2 protein-coding genes are annotated in these 2,905 nt (G+C 66.3%); one reads left to right on the top strand and one right to left on the bottom strand.

The window, feature by feature from the left end; all coding sequences use genetic code 11:
• Positions 1-24 precede the first annotated feature (24 nt).
• Positions 25-1,833 carry an AMP-dependent synthetase/ligase gene (locus tag AC5RWT_RS36295; RefSeq protein ID WP_494084449.1) on the bottom strand — a complete coding sequence of 603 codons (1,809 nt, stop codon included), beginning with the start codon at positions 1,831-1,833 and terminating at the stop codon, positions 25-27.
• A gap of 194 nt (positions 1,834-2,027) precedes the next feature.
• Here AC5RWT_RS36295 and AC5RWT_RS36300 point away from each other — a divergent pair.
• Positions 2,028-2,905 (top strand): ROK family protein (locus tag AC5RWT_RS36300; protein WP_494084450.1); only part of this gene is annotated, 878 nt, incomplete at its 3' end.

Raw genomic sequence — 2,905 nt, forward strand, 5'->3', positions numbered from 1 at the left:
GGCCCTTGGCTGTTCTGGCTGGGGTTACTGCCGGACGCCGGCGTAGATCTGTTCCACGTACTCGTCGAAATCCGTCAGCACTTGCGCCCGCTTGATCTTCAGCGACGGCGTCAGGTGGCCGGACGCTTCAGTGAAGTCCGACGGGATGATCCTGAAGGACTTGATCCCTTCCGCCTGGGAGACGCTCTGGTTGGCCCGGTCAATGAGCGCCTGGATCGCCGCCTGCACGGTTTCGTGGCCGGCTGCCTCCTCCATCGTCGTGCTGGCCGGCAGGTTGTGGCGCTCCAGCCAGCCCGGCAGGGCCTCCTCGTCGAGCGTGATGAGCGCGGAGATGAATGGCCGGCCGTCGCCGATCACCACGCACTGGGAGACCAAGGCATCGGCGCGGATCTGGTCCTCTAGCTGTGCCGGCACCACATTCTTGCCGCTGGCGGTGACAATAATCTCCTTCTTCCGGCCGGTGATGCGCAGGAAACCGTCAGCATCCAGTTCGCCGATGTCGCCGGTGCGGAACCAGCCGTCATCGAACGCTTCCCCCGTGAGGTCCGGCCGGTTGTAGTAGCCGCGGAGCACACAGACCCCCTTGGCCAGGATCTCGCCGTCGTCGGCGATCTTGACGGCATTGCCGGGCAGCGGTGCCCCGACGGTGCCGATTTTGACCAGCTTGGGCGTGTTGACCGAGACCGGGGCAGTGGTTTCGGTCAGGCCGTAGCCTTCCAACACCAGCAGGCCGATGCCGTGGAAGAAGTGCCCCAGCCGTTCCCCCAACGGGCCGCCACCGGAGACGGCGTGTTCGACCCGGCCGCCCATGGCTTCACGGATCTTGTGGTAAACCAGCTTGTCGAAGAGCTTGTGCTTGAGCTTGAGCGTCAGCGGCACCTTGCCGGCCTCATCGGCACGGGACCACGCCACGGCGGTGTCCGCAGCCGCGTGGAAGATCTTGCCCTTGCCGCCGTCCTCCGCCTTGAGCATGGAGCTGTTGTAGACCTTCTCGAAAACGCGAGGGACGGCCAGGATAAAAGTCGGCCGGTAGCTTTGCAGGTCCGGCAGCAGGTTCTTGATGTCCGGCGTATGCGCCACGGTGGCCCCCGCGGCCACACACAGCACGGAAATGAACCGGGCGAAAACGTGGGCCAGCGGCAGGAACATGATGGTCTGGGCGCCTTCATGCGCAACGTCCGGAAGGGCCGCGGCGGCGTTCTTCGACAGCTCGACGAAATTCCCGTGGGTCAGTTCGCAGCCCTTGGGGCGGCCGGTGGTTCCGGAGGTGTAGATGATCGTTGCCAGGTCCTCGAGGCCTGCCGCGGTGCGGCGTTCCTCGAGGGCGGCGTCCGGGACATCCCTTCCGGCGGTGCGGAGCCCGTCCAGCGACTCCTCGTCGAGCTGCCACACGTACTTCAGGTCCTCAAGGCCTTCATTGAGGGCGGCCTGGCGAACCTTTGCTTCATGGGAGGCGCTTTCCGCGAAGACTGCCACGGCTCCGGAATCGCCAAGGATCCAGGCGATCTGGCTGGGGGAGGAGGTCTCGTAGATCGGCACGGATACGGCGCCGGCGAACCAGATGGCGAAGTCCACCAACGACCACTCATAGCGGGTGCGGGCCATGATGCCCACCCGGTCGCCAGCTCCCACGCCGCTGGAAATCAGCCCCTTGGCCAATCGGGTCACGTCCGTGAGGAACTCAGTGGCGCGGATGTCCTGCCATGCACCGGTCGCATCCTTGCGGGAGAACAATGCCGGGTTCGATGCCTTCTGCGCCTGTTCAACCACCAGGTCGGCGATGTTGGCCTTCCGCGGAACGTCCACCAGGACGGGCACGCTGTATTCGCGCACTATAGCTCCTCACTTCTTCAGCTGTGGCCAGCTCTGTTCGGTCTCCCTGACGGAGGTTGCTTTTAGCCTATAACCTAAATCACAGCCGATACCCGCAAGTAACCTACGAAACGGTAACGGTGCGGGGCCCGGGGCCGGTCGGCTCTGCGGGCGGATGGACGGAGCGACGGGCCCGCACCTCGGCCCTGTTTAGGATAGTGCGTGTGGAAGACAGCGCGCTGGCGGTGGGGATCGATATAGGCGGCACGAAGGTGGCCGCCGGGGCCATTGACCGTACCGGGCACGTGGTCGCGGAACTGGTCCGCTCCACCCCCGGAGACGATCCACGGGACGTTGAGGATCTCATCGCCGCCATGGTGCGCGAGTTGGCCTCGGACCACCCCGTTGCGGCGGTGGGCGTGGGCGCGGCGGGATGGATGGACCTTGATGGCGGGACCGTGCTCTTCAGCCCGCACCTGGCGTGGCGGAATGAACCGCTGCGGGACAATCTGGAACGGCTCCTGAGCCGGCCCGTCACCGTCATCAACGACGCCGACGCCGCCGCCTGGGCCGAGTTCCGGTTTGGTGCCGGGGCAGGAGAGCAGCGCCTGGTGTGCATCACTCTGGGTACCGGCATCGGTGGGGCCATGGTGATGGACGGCAGGCTGGAGCGCGGCCGGTGGGGTGTGGCCGGGGAATTCGGGCACCAGGTCATCGTGCCCGGCGGACACCGCTGCGCCTGCGGAAACCGCGGCTGCTGGGAACAATACGCTTCGGGCAATGCCTTGGGCCGCGAGGCCAGGGAACTGGCCGGAACGAACTCCCCGGTGGCCCAGCGGTGGCTGCAGGCAGTGGGCGGCGTGGTGGAAGACATCACCGGAGCAGTGGTGACGGACCAGGCGAAGGAGGCAGACCCTGCCAGCGTCCGGCTGCTGGAAGAGGTTGGCGAATGGCTGGGGCTGGGGCTGGCCAATCTGTCCGCGGCCCTGGACCCGGGCATGTTCGTGATCGGCGGCGGACTCTGCGAAGCCGGCGATCTTCTGCTGCAGCCGGCCCGCCATGCGCTGGAACGAAACCTGACGGGCCGTGGCTT

This window comes from Arthrobacter sp. Dra40 (assembly GCF_059091905.1).